The sequence below is a fragment of the Bradyrhizobium japonicum USDA 6 genome, from assembly GCF_000284375.1.
In the GTDB taxonomy this organism is placed as follows: Bacteria; Pseudomonadota; Alphaproteobacteria; order Rhizobiales; family Xanthobacteraceae; genus Bradyrhizobium; species Bradyrhizobium japonicum.
Window position 1 is genome coordinate 2,881,293 of the sequence record NC_017249.1, and the last position, 14,449, is coordinate 2,895,741.

The 14,449-nt window shown below is 65.6% G+C and carries 13 protein-coding genes; 9 read left to right on the plus strand and 4 right to left on the minus strand.

Translation table 11 applies throughout. The features are described from left to right. The first annotated feature begins 126 nt into the window (after positions 1–126). A complete protein-coding gene (locus BJ6T_RS13520) occupies positions 127–1,332 on the plus strand; it encodes an extensin-like domain-containing protein (RefSeq protein WP_028170649.1) in 1,206 nt (401 codons plus the stop codon). Between the two features lie 98 nt (positions 1,333–1,430). Next, positions 1,431–2,018 (plus strand): histidine phosphatase family protein, encoded by a 588-nt coding sequence (locus tag BJ6T_RS13525; RefSeq protein WP_028170650.1) that lies wholly within the window; start codon positions 1,431–1,433, stop codon positions 2,016–2,018. Between the two features lie 14 nt (positions 2,019–2,032). Here the strand turns inward: BJ6T_RS13525 and BJ6T_RS13530 are convergent, their stop codons facing one another. Both BJ6T_RS13530 and BJ6T_RS13535 read right to left on the minus strand, forming a co-directional pair. After that, positions 2,033–2,374: a DUF6665 family protein gene (locus tag BJ6T_RS13530; protein ID WP_014492934.1), complete on the minus strand. Its 342-nt coding sequence runs from the start codon at positions 2,372–2,374 to the stop codon at positions 2,033–2,035. A 54-nt stretch (positions 2,375–2,428) separates the two neighbouring features. Further along, on the minus strand, positions 2,429–3,064 hold the full coding sequence (locus tag BJ6T_RS13535) for a TetR/AcrR family transcriptional regulator (RefSeq protein WP_014492935.1): 636 nt from the start codon (positions 3,062–3,064) through the stop codon (positions 2,429–2,431). A gap of 199 nt (positions 3,065–3,263) precedes the next feature. Here BJ6T_RS13535 and BJ6T_RS13540 point away from each other — a divergent pair, with 199 nt between their 5' ends. The 5 genes from BJ6T_RS13540 (at position 3,264) to BJ6T_RS13560 (ending at position 11,327) form a co-directional block, all read left to right on the plus strand. Further along, positions 3,264–4,583, plus strand: coding sequence for an HlyD family secretion protein (locus BJ6T_RS13540; RefSeq protein WP_028170651.1), 1,320 nt, complete (start codon positions 3,264–3,266; stop codon positions 4,581–4,583). A gap of 29 nt (positions 4,584–4,612) precedes the next feature. Next, complete coding sequence (locus tag BJ6T_RS13545; protein ID WP_014492937.1) at positions 4,613–6,196, plus strand: DHA2 family efflux MFS transporter permease subunit; 1,584 nt, start codon at positions 4,613–4,615, stop codon at positions 6,194–6,196. A gap of 496 nt (positions 6,197–6,692) precedes the next feature. Then, a complete protein-coding gene (locus BJ6T_RS13550; RefSeq protein ID WP_014492938.1) occupies positions 6,693–8,492 on the plus strand; it encodes an ABC transporter ATP-binding protein in 1,800 nt (599 codons plus the stop codon). Between the two features lie 57 nt (positions 8,493–8,549). Beyond that, the gene (locus tag BJ6T_RS13555) at positions 8,550–9,956 is read left to right on the plus strand and encodes an MATE family efflux transporter (RefSeq protein ID WP_014492939.1); all 1,407 of its coding nucleotides are present in this window, start codon (positions 8,550–8,552) and stop codon (positions 9,954–9,956) included. 90 nt (positions 9,957–10,046) lie between these two features. Next, complete coding sequence (locus tag BJ6T_RS13560) at positions 10,047–11,327, plus strand: O-antigen ligase family protein (protein WP_014492940.1); 1,281 nt, start codon at positions 10,047–10,049, stop codon at positions 11,325–11,327. On the opposite strand, the gene BJ6T_RS13565 is transcribed toward BJ6T_RS13560, so the two are convergent. Next, complete coding sequence (locus BJ6T_RS13565) at positions 11,324–12,067, minus strand: sulfite exporter TauE/SafE family protein (protein WP_014492941.1); 744 nt, start codon at positions 12,065–12,067, stop codon at positions 11,324–11,326. The two genes, BJ6T_RS13560 and BJ6T_RS13565, sit on opposite strands and share 4 nt — an antisense overlap. A 231-nt stretch (positions 12,068–12,298) precedes the next feature. On the opposite strand from BJ6T_RS13565, the gene BJ6T_RS13570 reads away from it, so the two are divergent. Continuing rightward, the gene (locus BJ6T_RS13570; protein ID WP_014492942.1) at positions 12,299–12,565 is read left to right on the plus strand and encodes a hypothetical protein; all 267 of its coding nucleotides are present in this window, start codon (positions 12,299–12,301) and stop codon (positions 12,563–12,565) included. A gap of 1 nt (position 12,566) precedes the next feature. Here BJ6T_RS13570 and BJ6T_RS13575 read toward each other — a convergent pair whose 3' ends face one another. After that, on the minus strand, positions 12,567–13,937 hold the full coding sequence (locus BJ6T_RS13575; protein ID WP_014492943.1) for an aminotransferase-like domain-containing protein: 1,371 nt from the start codon (positions 13,935–13,937) through the stop codon (positions 12,567–12,569). A gap of 49 nt (positions 13,938–13,986) precedes the next feature. Between BJ6T_RS13575 and BJ6T_RS13580 the strand changes: the two genes are divergently transcribed. After that, positions 13,987–14,445: a DUF983 domain-containing protein gene (locus BJ6T_RS13580; RefSeq protein ID WP_080593855.1), complete on the plus strand. Its 459-nt coding sequence runs from the start codon at positions 13,987–13,989 to the stop codon at positions 14,443–14,445. Positions 14,446–14,449: the final 4 nt, after the last annotated feature.

The following is a 14,449-nucleotide window of genomic DNA, read 5'->3' on the forward strand; positions in this document are numbered from 1 at the left end:
TCCGAAAAAGTCAGCCTTGCTTCCGCTGCTGCCGCGCGGCGTATGCGCGTGCGCGCCGGTATGGTTAAAGAACACTGAAATCAACACGTTGAAGAGTCTTTAAGTAAATTCACCGAACGTGCGTGCATGACGCGCGGAGTTCGTTTGTATCTCGTCGGCTCCATCGTCCTTGTTTCGCTTGCGGGTTGCGGACGCGGCTTTTTCCAGGCCGAACGTGAACCGTGGCGGGCCGAGGCCGAAGCCGCATGCCTGAAATCGGGCGCGGTGAAAGAGGGGCCGGATCTCGTCCGCATCGACCCGATCTCGGGCCCCGGCATGTGCGGCGCCGAGTTCCCGTTGAAGGTCGCCGCCATCGGCGAAGCCTCGGGCAGCTATGGTTTTGCCGACGAGGAACTGCGCCCGCCGGGGAATATCGGCAGCCAGCCGCGATGGCCGGTGACGCAGCCGCGATCGAACGTTCCGCAGAGCCAGAACTATCCGGCATCCTCCTATCCGCAGCGGTCGAACTATCCCGAGAGCGCGGTGCGCCAGCCCTCCGGCTATGGCAACGCGCCCGGCCCGATGTCGCTGAACGCGCCCGGCGTGGCACAGCAAGAGGACGAGATCGACCTGCCGCCCGAAGGCACCGATGCCGCGGGCGCCGCACGCTACATGAATGCGCCGAGCTATCCGACGCGGCCGGCGCCGTACTCGCAGGCGCCCGCGCAGCAACCTTTGCCGCGTCTTGGTCCGGCGCAGGGCAATCCCGTCATCGCCGTCGGCCCCGTCGCGATCAAGCCGACCGCGACGCTCGCCTGTCCGATCGTGTCGGAGCTCGACCGCTGGCTCGCCGACACCGTGCAGCCATCGGCGATGCGCTGGTTCGGTGCCCGCGTCGTCGAGATCAAGCAGATCTCCGCCTATTCCTGCCGTGGCATGAACGGCAACTCGCACGCCCACATTTCCGAGCACGCCTTCGGCAACGCGCTCGACATCGCCGCCTTCGTGCTCGCCGACGGCCGCCGCGTCACCGTGAAGGACGGCTGGCGCGGCATGCCGGAAGAGCAGGGGTTCCTGCGCGACGTGCAGTCGGGCGCGTGCGCGCATTTCACCACGGTGCTCGCGCCGGGCTCGAACGTCTATCACTACGATCATATCCATGTGGACCTGATGCGCCGCGCCAGCCGCCGCCTGATCTGCCAGCCCGCCGCCGTCTCGGGCGACGAGGTCGCCGGTCGCGCCCAGCAGCGCAACCCTTACGCCGGTCGGCGCGATCCCTATGTCACAGGCTCGCTCGGAACGCGCAAGAGCACGACGCGCAAGCAGGAAGAGGACGAGTACGCCGACGAGTAGACTTGTTCGCCAGTAGCCCGGATGGAGCGGAGCGCAATCCGGGAAGGGCGTCCCCGCATTCCGATTCGCTCCATGCGGGCTACGACCGTGCCAAAAAGATGCCCGCCGATATCATCCGCTATATCACCCATCCGCAGGTGCAAATCGATCCCACGGTGCCCGTGCCGCAATGGGGCCTCAGCCCTCTCGGTCGAACGCGCACCGAAGCGCTGGCGAATGCGGGCTGGCTCGCGAGCACCACGCAGATCGTCTCGAGCGCCGAGCGCAAGGCGATCGAGACCGCGGAGATCATCGCAGGCCGCCTCGGGCTCATGATCGAGATCCGCGAGGCCATGCATGAGAACGACCGTTCGGCGACCGGCTTCCTGAAACCGGCCGAGTTCGAGGAGGTCGCCGACCGGTTTTTCGCGCAGCCGCATCTCAGCGTCCGCGGCTGGGAGCGCGCGGTCGATGCGCAGGCGCGCATCGTGCGCGAGACCGAGGTGGTGCTCGCCCGCAATCGTCCCGGCGATGTTCTCTTCGTCGGCCACGGCGCCGTCGGCACGCTGCTGTTCTGCCACCATGCCGGTCATGCCATCGATCGAATTCACGATCAGGCGGCCGGCGGCGGCAATTGCTTCGCATTCACCCGCGAGGGGCGCCGCGTCCTGCACGGGTGGCGCAGGATGGAAGAGATCGGGGCCTAGCTCGCGCCGGACAATTATTTCGAGGCGGGCTTCGACGGTGCGGGGACCAGCCCCATGCACCGCTGCACCTCGCCCGGGACGTCGTAGGTCCGCATGATATGGCGGCTGTCGCGCAAGCCGGACGCCTCACGTTGCACCACGAACATCCAGAGCGCCTGGCCGGCTTCCATCACCAGCTTGCGCCTCGCCGCTTGCATTGAGGCCGGCGCCTCCGCGTCCGCGTGCGCGGCGTCGAATTCGCGCAAGCGCGCAAGGCTCTGTTCGAGTGCACTGCCCATCCGTCCAAGCGCTGAGGCCTGTTCCTGGACGATCTCGTAATGGAGGATATCGACGGGCGGGCGAAGATCACGGGACATGGCGCTTAATATAGTGCCGCGGCAGCGGCCCGCGCAACGCGTGGCCCGCCGTTGCTACGTCGCCCGGTACGCCGCCAGAAACATCCGCGTCGCGCTGTCGACGACCTCGATCATGCGCTCTTCCGACGGCGCGGGCGCGGCCTGGAAGACGAACGGCAGGAAGAGCGAGGCCTTGCACAGTTCCATGAACTGTGACGCGGCAAGGTCGCAATCGTCGATCTTGAGATCGCCGGAAGCGACATGGATTTTGAGATATTCGGAGAGCCGGTTGATGGTCTTGTCCAGCACGCGCAGATAATAGCGGCGGCCGACGTCGGGCATGCGCTCGGCGATCGCCATCACGGTGCGAATCGCAGAACCACCGCCGGGCCGGCACAGCAGATGGATATAGGCCTGGCCAAAATCCTTCAGCGTGGTCTCGGCGTCGCGCGCGGGATCGAAATTGAAAACGACCTGGCCGTGCTGGAGCGCTTCCTGCTCGAGGATCGCTTCGAACAGCGCGCATTTGTCGGCGAAGTAGACGTAGAGCGTGCCCTTGGAGACCTGCGCGGCGCGCGCGATCTCGCCCATGCTGGCACCGTCGAAACCGAGATCCATGAACACCTTGCGGGCTCCGTCCAGGATCTGGCGGCGCTTGGAGCTGTCCTCCTCCTGGACGATGTGGAGAGGTTCGCGGCCGGCTACAACCATTGGTTTAGCGTCTCGGAAGGTTTCTGGATCGGGCCTGACCCATGAAACCCAAATAAAGGATTCGGGCCAGTAGGGTCCTGCACAAGAACATTATCTATGTTGACCGAACCGTTCGGTCAATGATATTTGGGATGGGCGAGAGGGAACCGGCCGCAGGACGGCCGTCCCTGGTCGCCGCTTTTTTGTTGGGGAGGCCTTTATGGCCGTATCGAGAGACCAGGCTGCGCGCGTCCTTCGCCAGGAAGCGATGGAGACGACGCCGGGGCAGGCCGGCAGTGAAGCTGCGACCGAGAAATCCGTCGCCCTCGCCGAGCAGTTGCGCTCTCATGTGGCCGAGGAAACCAAGCGCCGCACCGCTGAGGCGCCGGAGAAGCCCGTGACCGACAAGCCGGCCGCACCGGATGCGTCCGCCGCCGCCGGCGCGCCGAAGTCCGGCAAGCGCAAATTCGTGCTGATGGGTGTTGGCCTCGTGCTGGCGCTCGCGGCCGCGAGCTATGCCGGCTACTACACGCTGGTCGGCCGCTTCTACGTCTCCACCGACGACGCCTATGTCCGCGCCAACAACACCATGCTGGGCGCGCGCGTTGCCGGCCACATCTCGTCGATCCTCGCCGGCGACAACACGATCGTGCGCGCCGGCGACGTGGTCTTCCGCATCGATGACGGCGACTACAAGATCGCGGTCGATGCCGCCGCGACCAGGATCGCGACCCAGCAGGCCACCATCGATCGCATCGGCCGCCAGATTGCAGCGCTCGAGAGCCAGGTTGCACAGGCCAAGGCACAGCTCGTCTCGGCCGAGGCGGGCCTCAAGCGCGCCGATCTCGATTATGAGCGCCAGCAGTCGCTGAGCAGCAAGGGCTTTGCCTCGCGCGCCACGTTCGAAAGCTCGGAAGCCGGACGCGACCAGGGCGCCGCCGCGGTCAAGGCCGCGCAGGCCGCCTACGACGTCGCGGTCAGCAATGTCGACGTCACCAAGGCGCAGCAGGCCGAAGCGCAGGCGCAGCTCGCCGAGCTCAAGACCTCGCTCGCCAAGGCCGAGCGCGATCTCGCCTTCAGCGCGGTGCGCGCGCCGGTCGACGGCACGTTCTCGAACCGCCTGGTCAGCGCCGGCGACTTCGTCGCGGTCGGCCAGCGCCTCGGCAACATCGTGCCGCTCGACGACGTCTATATCGACGCCAATTTCAAGGAAACCCAGCTCAAGCGCATCCGTCCCGGCCAGCCGGTGACGATCAAGGTCGATGCCTACGGCATGCGCAAGTTCTCCGGAATCGTCGACAGCATCGCAGCCGGCGCGGGCTCGGTGTTCACGCTGCTGCCCCCTGACAACGCCACCGGCAACTTTACCAAGATCGTGCAGCGCGTGCCGGTCCGCATCCGCGTGCCGAAATCGGTGGCGAAGCAGAACCTGTTGCGTGCCGGCATGTCGGTCTATGCGACCGTCGACACCAACAAGGGCGCAGCCGACGCCGACAGCGAGATCGATCTCGACGATCCCACCGCGATCCACCCGCAGTAGCCACAAATCGAGCGCTGCGAGGTCAGACCATGGCCAACGCCACCACCGCTTCACCCGCCATGATGGCGAACCCCGCCTCGGAGCGCATCGCGCCGAAGCGGCTGTTCGCCTTCATCATCATGGTGTTCGGGATGTTCATGTCGATCCTGGACATCCAGATCGTCTCGGCGTCCCTGAGCGAAATCCAGGCCGGCCTGTCGGCGAGCTCGAGCGAGGTCTCCTGGGTCCAGACCGCCTATCTGATCGCCGAAGTCATCGCGATCCCGCTGTCGGGATTCCTGTCGCGTGCGTTCGGCACGCGGCTGTTGTTCGCGATCTCGGCCGCCGGCTTCACCGCCTCGAGCCTGCTGTGCGGCTTCGCCACCACGATCGAGGAGATGATCCTCTGGCGCGCGCTCCAGGGCTTCCTCGGCGCCGGCATGATCCCGACCGTGTTCGCCTCGGCCTACACCGTGTTCCCGCGCTCCAAATTCCACATCGTTGGTCCCATCATCGGGCTTGTTGCGACCCTGGCTCCCACGATCGGCCCGACGGTCGGCGGCTACATCACCGATCTGATGTCGTGGAACTGGCTGTTCTTCATCAACGTCGTGCCCGGCATCGGCATTACCCTGGGCGTGCTGGCGCTGGTCGATTTCGACGAGCCGCATTTCGAGCTGCTCGACCGCTTCGACTGGTGGGGCCTGCTCTTCATGGCCGGCTTCCTCGGCACCCTGGAATACGTGCTGGAGGAAGGTCCGCAATATGAATGGATGCAGGACACGTCCGTCGCGATCTGCGCCTGGATCTGCGCGATCTCGGCGATCGCCTTCTTCTGGCGCGTGTTCACGGCGGCCGAGCCGATCGTCAATTTGCGCACCTTCTCCAACCGCAATTTCGCGATCGGCTGCGTCCTGCAGTTCTGCATCGGCATAGGCCTCTACGGCCTGACCTACATCTATCCGCGCTATCTCGCCGAGGTGCGCGGCTATAGCGCGCTGATGATCGGCGAGACCATGTTCGTCTCGGGCATCACCATGTTCCTGGTCGCGCCGCTGGTCGGCCGGCTCATGGTCAAGCTCGACATGCGCTACATGATCGCGTTCGGTCTCGTCGTGTTCGCGATCGGCTCCTACCAGATGACCTGGATCACGCGCGACTACGATTTCTACGAGCTGCTGGTGCCACAGATCCTGCGCGGCATCGGCATGATGTTTGCGATGGTGCCGACCAACAACATCGCGCTCGGAACGCTGGCACCCGACAGGGTGAAGAACGCCTCCGGCCTGTTCAACCTGATGCGCAATCTCGGCGGCGCGGTCGGCCTTGCCGTCATCAACACCGTGCTCAACAACCGCACCGACCTGCACATCACCCGCCTTCAGGAGCGGGTGACCTGGGGCAATGCGACGGCGACCGAAACCCTGACCATGTTCATGCAGAAATTTCAGGGGCTCGGCGACTCCACGCTGATGGCGATGAAGCAGCTCAGCCAGATCGTGCACCGCCAGGCCGTGGTGATGAGCTTTGGCGACGCCTTCTTCGTGCTGACGCTGTTCTATCTCGGCCTCAGCCTGCTGGTCACGCTGCTGAGCAAACCGGCCTCGCTGGCCGGTGGCGGCGACGCGCATTAGGCCAGCGGCTTGCGAGGTGTCATCGCCTGCGGAGGCGGGCGATCCAGCACTCCGCGGCGGAAGTTGTGTGAGCTAAATATCGCCGCGGAGTACTGGATGCCCCGGTCAAGCCGAGGCATGACAGCGGAGATTGAGGCGGCGGCGATGCCGGACCAAGGCGCCCCGCACCAAATTGCAACACTCGTCCGTGATCTCGCAGAACCCCCGTTGCAAAGCGGAAGCGGCACATCTATAAAGCGCACCTCATTCATTCGAACCGGGGAGAGATTTGCATGACTATTTCGCTTTCGCAGATCGCGCGCCCGTGCTCGATGATGTTCTGGCTCGGTGTGTGCTCGACCTCCTAGAGGTCATTTCAGCCAGCTTCGATTGGGCACCAGATCCCGATCGCCAAACTTCCCAAGTCAAAGCCAATTTCAGCTGACGCCGTCTCGGCCCTTGCGGCCGGCCTGCGTCCATCGATGGAGCCGGCGCGCCAAAGCGGCCGGATAACGTCATGACCGCTCTGTCAAAAAAGCACGCGGCGATACGCGTGGTGCTGCCCTTCGTATTCCGGCACTGGCTGAAGCAGCCCGGACGCGGCCTGGTCGTGGCCGGCGGCCTGCTGGGCGCAACCATCGCCGACCTGTTCATGCCGGTATTCTCCGGACATCTGGTCGATGCGCTGACGCGCGGCGCGTCCGATCCCGACGCGCGCCGCGCGGCGCTGGTTGCGTTCGGCGCCATCGTCGCGCTCGGTGCGGCGTCCGTGGTGCTGAGGCTGATCGGTCTCCAGGCGATCGTCCCGTTCACGCTCAAGATCATGTCGGATGTCGCCCAGGAGGCCTTCACGCGCGTCCAGCGCTTCTCGACCGACTGGCACGCCAACTCCTTTGCCGGCTCCACGGTGCGCAAGATCACCCGCGGCATGTGGGCGCTCGACCTGCTCAACGACACCATCCTGATGGCGTTGGCGCCGTCTCTGCTGGTGTTGATCGGCTCCATGGTCCTGATCGGCCTGCACTGGGCGTCGCTCGGTGCGGTGATTGCCGTGGGAGCGCTTTTCTACGTCGCCATCACCGTGCTGTTCTCGACGCGCTACATCGCGCCGGCCGCGCGCGTCTCCAACGCCTGGGACACCAAGGTCGGCGGCACGCTGGCGGACGCGCTGACCTGCAACGCCGTGGTGAAATCCTTCGGCGCCGAAACGCGCGAGGATACGCGGCTCGGCCGCGTCATCAATCGCTGGCGCGTGCGCGTGCGGCGGACCTGGTTTCGCTACAACTACACGGCCATGGCGCAGCTCTCGCTGCTGCTATGCCTGCGTGCGTCCGTGATCGGCGGCTCGGTGCTGCTGTGGATGTCCGGGCACGCCTCGCCCGGCGACGTCACCTATGTGCTGACGAGCTACTACGTCATCCACGCCTATCTGCGTGACGTCGGCATGCACATCAACAACCTCCAGCGCTCGGTCAACGACATGGATGAATTGGTGGCGATCCATGGCGAGCCGATCGGGATCGCCGATGCGGCCAGTGCGCGACCGATCGCGATCGAGGCCGGCGAGATCGTGTTCGACGACGTCACGTTCCACTATGGCGGCCACCGCGCGCCACTGTATGACGGACTGTCGATCACGATCCGCGCCGGCGAGCGCGTCGGCCTGGTCGGCCGCTCCGGCTCCGGCAAGACGACCTTCGTCAAGCTGGTGCAGCGGCTCTACGACGTCTCCGGTGGTCGCGTGCTGATCGACGGGCAGGACATCGCGCTCGCTACGCAGCAATCACTGCGCAGCCAGATCGCGATCGTGCAGCAGGAGCCGATCCTGTTCCACCGCACGCTTGCGGAGAACATCGCCTATGGCCGCCCCGGTGCCAGCCCGGAGGCGATCGAGCACGCGGCGCGGCTTGCGAATGCGCACGACTTCATCCTGCGCCTGCCGAAGGGCTACGGCACGCTGGTTGGCGAGCGCGGCGTGAAGCTGTCGGGCGGCGAGCGGCAGCGCGTGGCGCTGGCGCGCGCCTTCCTGGCGGACGCGCCGGTGCTGATCCTGGACGAGGCGACGTCAAGCCTCGATTCGGAATCGGAGGCGCTGATCCAGCAGGCGATGGAGCGGCTGATGAAGGGCCGCACCTCGATCGTGATCGCGCACCGGCTGTCGACGGTGCGCAGCCTCGATCGGATCCTTGTGTTCGACCGCGGAGAGATCGTCGAGCAAGGTACCCATGCCATGCTCGCGGGCAAGCCAGGGGGCATCTATCGCGGTCTGTTCGAGCGCCAGGTGGTGGAGCTCGGGCGCATCGCGGCGGCGGAATGAGAGGCGCGCGGCAGCGGGACGCAAGTCCCGCGGTCACGCCTTTAAGGATGGAATGAGATGAAGGACCTGACGCGCGGCTCCATCGTGAGCCACATCCTGAGCATGGCACCTCCGATCGTGGTCGGCATGATCACGATCATGATCTGTCAGCTCGTCGATCTGTATTTCGTCTCGGGTCTGGGCGAGGCGGCGATCGCCGGCGTCGCGGCGGCCGGCAATGCGGGCTTTCTGGTCAATGCGCTGATGCAGGTGCTCGGCGTCGGCACGGTGGCGCTGATGGCGCACGCCGTGGGGCGGAAGGACCGCAGCGACGCCAATCTGGTCTTCAACCAGTCGGTCGTCCTGTCGGTGCTGTTCGGGATCCTGACATTGGTCGCGGGCTTCGCGCTGTCGCGCCCCTACATGCGCGCGGTTGCAGCCGACGAAGCTACGGTCGAAGCCGGTACCGTTTATCTGCTCTGGTTCATGCCGGCGCTGGCGCTGCAATTCGCCACGCAAGTGATGGCGTCCGCATTGCGGGCGACCGGCATCGTGCGACCGAGCATGGTGGTGCAGGCGCTTGCCGTGGTCATCAACATTGCGCTGGCGCCGGTCCTGATCACGGGCTGGGGCACCGGACATGCGCTCGGTGTCGCCGGTGCCGGCCTCGCCAGCTCGATCGCCGTCTTCGTCGGCGTGCTGATGCTGCTCGGCTATTTCCTCAAGCTGGAGCGCTACGTCGCGTTTCACCCCGAGCAATGGCGGCCGCAGCTGCGGCAGTGGAAGAGAATCCTCAATGTCGGCCTGCCCGCGGGCGGGGAATTTGCGATGATCTTCATCATCATGGGCGTGGGCTATTACGTGCTGAGCGTTTTTGGCCCGGCGGCGCAGGCGGGGTTTGGCATCGGGACGCGTCTCCTCGGGCTGATCCAGATGCCGGCGCTCGCCATCGCCCTCGCTGCAGGGCCCATCGCCGGCCAGAATTTCGGCGCCGGCAATGGCGCACGCGTGCGGGAGACCTTTGTCAAGGCGTCGCTTATCGCGACCGCCGTGATGATTGTCTTCATGATCCTCGCGCAGTTCGCGCCCGGTCTGTTGCTTGCCGGCTTCTCCAGGGATCAGGAGACGATGGCGGTTGCGTCGCTGTTTCTGCGCCTCGTCTCGCTCAACATGGTGGCGCAGGGGCTGATCTTTACCTGCTCCAGCATGTTTCAGGGGCTTGGCAACACCAAGCCGGTGTTGTGGACGTCGGCGACGCGGGTCCTCACCTATTCCCTGCCGTCGATCTGGCTCTCGACGTGGCCGGGCTTCCGGATGGAGCATGTCTGGTATTTGTCGATCGCGACGACCCCGCTACAGGCCGCCCTGAGCGTGTGGCTGTTGCTCCGGGAGTTCAGAAAGCGCCTTGCGTTGCCGGCACAGGAGAAGGTCGCGAAGCCGGCAAATCCCGAGCCGGTTGTACCTCCCATGCGCGAGCCCGCGTAGCAGATCGAACGGACGCGCGCTTGTCGCCCACCCACGGCTCCGGCTAGTTTGCCGCGCCGTGGGTGGGCCGCGAATCTGCAAGGGACGGGAATGACCGAGGTGTTGAACGAGCAGGGACGAGCGTCCTGGCTCTCCGCGATCTGGGCGGCGCGCTACCGTACACCGGCCCGGTTCGTTGCGCTGGTCGCGTTACTGCTGCCCTGGAGCACCACCGGTGTTACTTTTGCGCTCGTGCCCTGGCTGATCGCCTTTGCTTTCATCGACCTTCGCGAACTCCCGCGCTCGCTGCTGCGCCCGATCTGCCTGCTGCCGATCGCGCTGTTCGTGCTGGCACTCGTCGGCACGCTCTGGTCAGTTGCGCCCTGGGCCGAGCGGCTGCACGCGCTCGGGCCGCCGGCAAAACTGCTGGTGATCCCGCTGCTGATCTACCAGTTCGAGCGCTGGCCCTACGGCAAATGGGTTTTTGCGGCGTTCCTGGTCTCCTGCGCGCTGCTCATGCTGTATTCCTTCGCTGTCGCGATCGATCCCGGGCTCTCGCTAAAGCTCTATCTGTCGCGCGGGCCTCACCAGGTCGAGAGCGGGATTGCCGTGCGCAACTATATCGACCAGAGCCAGGAATTCGCGCTCTGTGCGATCGCGCTGGTGTACCCGATCGTGACGCTGGTCCAGCAGGGCCGCGTTCGGATCGCGGCGTTGTTCGCCGTATTGGCGCTCGGCTTCCTCGCCAACATGATGTTCGTCGTGGTCTCGCGCACGGCGCTGGTGACGCTGCCGGTCCTGCTCGTGGTGTTTGCACTGCTGCATCTGCGCTGGCGGACGGCGCTCGTCGCCGGCGCTGCGACGGCGTTGATCGCCGTAGCGCTCTGGGCCGTCTCGCCGCATCTGCGCGCGACCGTCGGCAAGTTCCAGAGCGATTACGAAAGGAGCCTGGAGGCCGACAACAATTCGATCAGCGGCATGGGCTCGCGTCTCGAATACTGGCGGAAGTCCCTTGGGTTCATCGCCGACGCGCCGCTGATCGGGCACGGCACCGGCTCGATCCGCGGTCTGTTCGCCGGCGTGGCCGCCAACCCGCACGACGACCCGCTGCGCGGCGAGATCGTCAGCAACCCGCACAATCAGACCCTCAGCAATGCCGTGCAGTGGGGCGTCGTCGGCGTGCTGATCCTCTACGCGCTGTGGATCGCGCACCTCTTGATGTTTCGCGGCGAGGGGCTGGCCTGCTGGATCGGCATGCTGGTCGTGGTGCAGAACATGCTGTCCTCACTGCTCAACACGCATCTGTTCGATTTCACCTCGGGCTGGATCTACGTGCTCGGTGTTGGCGTCGCCGGCGGCATGGCGTTCGCCGCGAGGAGAGCATCGAGCTAGAGCGCGGCAATACTGTTCCAGACGAGGGTGAGGCCCGACAGGAACAACAGGCCGAGCACGACGTCGCCAAAATGCTTGTCGTTCAGTGCGTGATAGACGCGGGCGCCGGCCCACGCGCCGATCAGCGTGCCCGGAAAGGCCACCAGCGCGAGCCAGACCACCTTGAATTCGACGAGACCTGATGCCGTCTGCAACGCCAGCGCGGTCGCGAGCACGGTGAAATTGAAGAGCTGGAAGATGCCGCGCCGCTCGTGCTTGTTCCAGCCGCGTATATTGGCCCAGAGGATCGGCAGCGGCCCGGACAATCCGGCGAGGCCGCCGAGAATGCCACCGGCAAAGCCGATCGCGCCGTCGGCAATGCGGCCACCGAACGTCACGGCGAGGGGCCGCTTGTTGAGATAGAGAGCAGTCGAAAAGATCAGGATCAGCACGCCGACGCTCAGCTTGAACACTTTTGGATCGGCGGAGGCGATCAGCATGGTTCCGAGCGGCACGCCGATCAGGCCCCCGATCAGGAACGGCCAGACCAGCGACAGGTCGAAACTCTTCCACATCGACGGCAGTGTCGAGGTCTGCGCGATCACCGAGCAGATCAGCACCAGGGGCACCGCGAGCGAGGGCGGCAGGACGTAGAGCCAGATGCCGAGCGCCATCAGCGCGGTCCCGAAGCCGGCCAGTCCCGAGACGAAGCCGCCGGCCAGCGCGCCGAACAGCAGCAGCGCATAAGTGAGCGTTTCCAACAGATCGTCCTTGTCGCAATGGGCGATCCCGAACTGTTGATCGCCAACGCCCGCATAGCACGGCTGCGGCCGTGCAGGTCAATTCCAAAACCGCACGCAAGCGTGACCCCCAACCGCGGGCATTCGCCAATGGCAGGCCTACATGATGAGCGTACTTCAATCCGGGGGCCTGCCCGACGCCATGATGCGCTCTCATTGGCCTTTCCCCGAACGAGATGACGGAGAACGACCATGACCCGCACGAAGATTGCCGTTGCAGCCGCGCTGCTGTCTGCGGCGGCCCTGATCCCGACAATGGCGCAGGCGCAGTTCTCCGAACCCGCGGCCTATCAGGCGGCCCATCCCGACCGCGATGTGCTGAACGGCGGCCAGCTCACGCCTGCGGGCAGAGCGGCGCAAGGGCTGCAGGGCGTGCCGAGCGATGCCTTCGCATCGCAGGCCTATCCGTCATCTGTTGCGCCGGTCGTCCGCCCGCGTCATCGCCGTCGCCACAATTGATCTAGACGATCTGTCGGGTGTCGGCGGGCCTGTGCAGCGCGCCGACCAGGATGCGCAGCGCCTCGGTCAATTCGGCCCTGTTGCGCGCTGCGCCGAGCGAGACGCGTGCTGCGTGCGGCGGTGTTCCGTCCACCGTGAAGGCATCGCCGGCGACGACTGCGAGACCATTCCGCAAGAGATGTGCCGCGACATCAGGACGGCCATCCGGCAGCCGCAGCCAGAGATGATGGGCGGCGGGCTTGGCCAGGAACTGAATGCCTTTCAGCGCGCGCTGCGCAAGCTGCTGGCGGCCGACCGCCTCGTTGCGGATGGCGGTGATGATGCGATCGGCGATGCCGTTCTCGATCCAATGCGTCACCAGCGCGACCATCAGCGGCGCCGGCATCTGCACGGTAGCCTGCAAGCCGGCACGCATGTCCCGCTGCGCCGCGTTGTCGGGCGTCACGAGATAGGCGACGCGCAGCGCCGGCGCGATGCACTTCGACAGCGTGGTCGCGAGATAGGTCCGCTCCGGAACGAGGTTTGCGATCGGTGATGCCGAACGGTCGAGCAGCCCGTAGGCATCGTCCTCGATCAGAATCGTATCGGCATCGCTGATGATCTTGGCGATGGCGCTGCGCCGTTCGGCGGAAAGCGTCGCGGTGGTCGGATTGTGCAGCGTCGGAATGAGATAGACGGCCTTCGGCCTGTGCGCGCGACAGGCCTTCGCCAGCGCATCGGGCAGGATGCCGCCGTCATCCATGGCGACACCGATGAGCTTGACGCCGAGCCGCGCCGCGGCGGCCTTGATGCCGGGGAAGGTGAGCGCTTCCGTCAGCACGACGTCGCCGGGCCGCGCGAGATGCGCGAGCAGGTTGAACAGGATCGTCTGCGTGCCGGGAAAGATCACGAGCCTGTCGGCGTGCGCGTGCGGAACGCGTGCACGCATCCAGCGGGCCGCGACCTCGCGCTCATGCGCGCTGCCGCCGGGCGGCTGATAGTTGAGATGCGCCGTCAGGCCCGATTGCGCGCGGATGGCTTCCATCCCGGCAATGATCCGCTCGTCGAGCTGCGCTTCCAGCGGATGCGGCGGCACGTTCATCGAGAGGTCGATCGCGACCGGATGCGGCAGGTCGACCGCGCGGCGCGCGCTGGTCTCGGATACGAATGAGCCTTGTCCGACACGGGCTTCCATGATGCCGCGGCGCCGCGCCTCGGTGTAGGCACGCGTCACCGTGGTGAGGTCGATGCCGAGGGCCTTGGCCAGCGCGCGCTGCGTCGGCAGCTGCTGGCCGCGCACCAGCCGGCCCGCGGCGATGTCGGCCTCCATGGCCTCGACGATGCGCTGGTAGCGCGGCCCGCTCAGCTCCGAGATTGTAGGGGTCCAATCCATGCAATTTAGGCCCATATCCTTTGAATGTATGGATGCAAGATATTATTGTATGGATCAGCTAAAAGGAAGAGGTGCTGTGATGGCAACCGGTTCAGTCTCTCTCACGAAGGCGATGTGGCGCGGCTTCTTGGGCAAGTGCCCGAACTGCGGCGAAGGACACATGTTCGGCCGTTTCCTGAAGGTCGCCGACAGCTGCGACCATTGCGGCGAGGAACTGTTTCACCAGCGCGCCGATGACTTCCCGGCCTATCTCGTGATGGTCGTGGTTGGCCATCTCGTGGTGCCGGCGATCCTCGCGGTCGAGACGGCCTATGCGCCGGCGGTCTGGCTGCAACTGGCGGTGTGGCTGCCGGTGACGCTATTCGCTTCGCTCGCGCTGCTGCAGCCGACCAAGGGCGCCATCGTCGGCCTGCAATGGCAGATCGGCATGCATGGCTTTGAGGCGGGCAAGCTGCGGCGTGAGGCCGTCGCGCCCGTCCTCGTGAAGGCAAACACCCGCGCGGCCTGAGAGG